This is a genomic window from Cyclobacterium roseum (genome assembly GCF_010119225.1).
Lineage (GTDB): Bacteria > Bacteroidota > Bacteroidia > Cytophagales > Cyclobacteriaceae > Cyclobacterium > Cyclobacterium roseum.
The window spans coordinates 1-2,498 of sequence record NZ_WNKF01000042.1 but is presented as its reverse complement, the minus strand read 5'-3'; the positions used below and the strand labels follow the sequence as shown (position 1 = coordinate 2,498).

General features: G+C 42.4%; 2 protein-coding genes. Both read right to left on the bottom strand.

What is annotated here, in order from left to right; all coding sequences use genetic code 11:
* Window positions 1-657: 657 nt before the first annotated feature.
* Complete coding sequence (locus tag GJQ68_RS23010; RefSeq protein ID WP_162344336.1) at window positions 658-1,209, bottom strand: helix-turn-helix domain-containing protein; 552 nt, start codon at window positions 1,207-1,209, stop codon at window positions 658-660.
* A gap of 12 nt (window positions 1,210-1,221) precedes the next feature.
* Window positions 1,222-1,563, bottom strand: a complete 342-nt coding sequence (locus GJQ68_RS23005) for a type II toxin-antitoxin system HigB family toxin (protein ID WP_162419607.1) — start codon at window positions 1,561-1,563, stop codon at window positions 1,222-1,224.
* Window positions 1,564-2,498 lie beyond the last annotated feature (935 nt).

Here is a 2,498-nt window from a genome sequence, read left to right as displayed (position 1 = left end):
GGAGGCGCAGCCCGGGGTAGTTGGAGCCTCCCGCTCCCTGCATTGGCTATCCAGCCGCTCAATAGTGAAGCCAAGTTTCCGCCAATGCCTGGGCACGTTTGTGACCACCCCCCGGCGTGCCGTTCAACTAGAGAAGACTGAGAGACGAAGTGACTGAGCGACGAAGGGATGGTGTGGTGATGTGGTGATAATTTGATGGTACAATTGTTTAACCCTTAACAACTAAGGGCGCAAACAGGCTCGAAGGGCACGAAGGGCACGAAGGGATGATGTGATGATGGGATAATAATTTAATGATACAATTGTTTAACCCTTAACAACAAGGGTGGAATCCTAAAGTAATGGTTGACTGCCGGACAGCAACTATGAATACCTCAGCCCATATCGAACCATATTAACCCTTAACCAACACGGCTGAACCCAATACCACCTCTCCTGCCTATTTGCCCATTTCAATTATTCAGCCGAATTCCAGCCTCTTAACCCTTAACAACCAGGCTTGAATCTAAAGTAAAGGCTGATTGCTAGATAGCCGCCATGGCGAACTCAGCCGATATCGAACCATATTAACCCTTAAACACCACGGCTGTAAAGTAATCTGGACCGATACTGCCATCTTTGATTTAAACGATATCGGATGACATATGGCTGTTGATCTTATACCAATTCCGTCTTTATCATTCCGAGTTTTGGTTTATTTAATTTCTTAATAGACTCTTTGACTTTTTCTCTAGTCTCAAATTGTAAAAAAGTAGGAATCAATATAGGTAGCTTAATACCTAAAACCCGATGGATAATAACCAGATCTTTTAATGAAAATTGAGATACACCATTCATCAATTCGCTCATATACGATTTTGGATGACCTAAAATTAATCCCAAATCTTGCTGAGTCATGTCAAAGGCTTTAAGTTTTTTGCGGATCACATGCTTTCGGTTATGGATGAAATTTTCCTCAACTTTCACCATCTGCTCTGCTTTATCAGATTCGGCTACCTGGGATTCAGTTATTTTTTCAAAATCAGACCATTCCTTGTCTTCGTAATCTTTAATCAAATCACGAAGTTTTTTTCTTAACGGTTTTAAATCCGGATTTTCATCAATCATTAAACGCAATTTACGTTCATATAATGATGCCTTTTCCAAATCATACTCATTCTCTAGTCTTTCTATTTTCTCAATTTCGTTTATGTCAAGAATGTCTTTCATGATTACCAATTTTTAAATCCAGTTATTATCTCTCAACCATTTTTTAATAACATTCCGATTGTTTTTAAAAGTCAGTTCATAATCATCATGACTACCAGCCCAAACAATAGTAGCTTCACCGTTTTCTTCAAATTCAATCAATATTAAAGTGCGATGAATGTTGATGTTGAAGAAATAAAATTCTCCGCCATAAACACAATCGGCATCAGGTCTTTTAGCGGTCAAATCAAGTGGCGTTTCCCAATTGCTATTCTCAATCTCCGAAATCAATTGCTGAACTGCTTTAACCAGTTTCGAGTTCCCCCGATTTTTCCGAATCAGTTTACCCAAAATGGGTTTATTAATAATTCTCAAGTAACTGCTATTTTAACCATTTTACGGGAAAGATAACAGATTGTTCGGAAATAATCAGAACAAATGCTCATTTATTTGCATGGTGATAATTGCGCAAATTTGATAAGGGTTAGCCATAAAACTTTTAGATTTTTGGAGAAATGGCTAATACTTTAACGTTTAACAACCAGGGTTCGGTTAAAAATCAAGCCTTATTGCCAAAAAGAATGTTTGAATCTGCCAAAACCTACCGTGCCAATTAACCACTTTAACCACCACGATTGAAACCAGCACCCGGCCCAAATGCAAAAAGGCCAGACCCTAAAGCCCAGCCGATAACGAGCCAGTTAACCGTAAACCACCGGATTAAGACTGAGAGAGGGGGTGACGGAGGGACTTAGAGACGGAGAGACTGAGGGACTCAATGACTGGGGGACAGAGAGAACGTACAGGAATTTTTAGTCACAAAGGGCGCAAAGAGCCGCGAAGGACACGAAGGGGATTGGAGACTTAGAGACGAAGGGATGGTGTGATGATGTGGTGATGTGGTGATACAATTGTTTAACCCTTAACCACCAGGCTTGAATCCAAAGTAAAGGCTGACTGTCAGACAGCTACTATGAATACCTGAGCCGGTTCCGAGCTACTTTAACCACTACGGCTGAACCCAAAACAAGAAAACTGCCCCAAAGCCGATCCCTATACCTCAGCAGGCCCCAGCCAATTAACCACCACGATTGGACCCAAATCCAGACCCAAATGCAAAAAAGCCAGACCCTAAAGCCCAGCCCGTATCAAACTACATTAACAACCACCGCTGAATCCCATACTGCGTTTCCTGCCTAGTTGCCCGCAACGAAAATCGGGCCGTTTCAAAGCCCCGAGGGGGCGAAATACCATAAGCCCCGGGTAAGCCGACAAGGGAGGCGCAGCCCGGGGTAGTCGCGGTCTTGCGC

Excerpts from the sequence above, each read along its gene's own strand:
- GJQ68_RS23010 (WP_162344336.1), bottom strand. The coding sequence starts at position 1,209 with ATGAAAGACATTCTTGACATAAACGAAATTGAGAAAATAGAAAGACTA.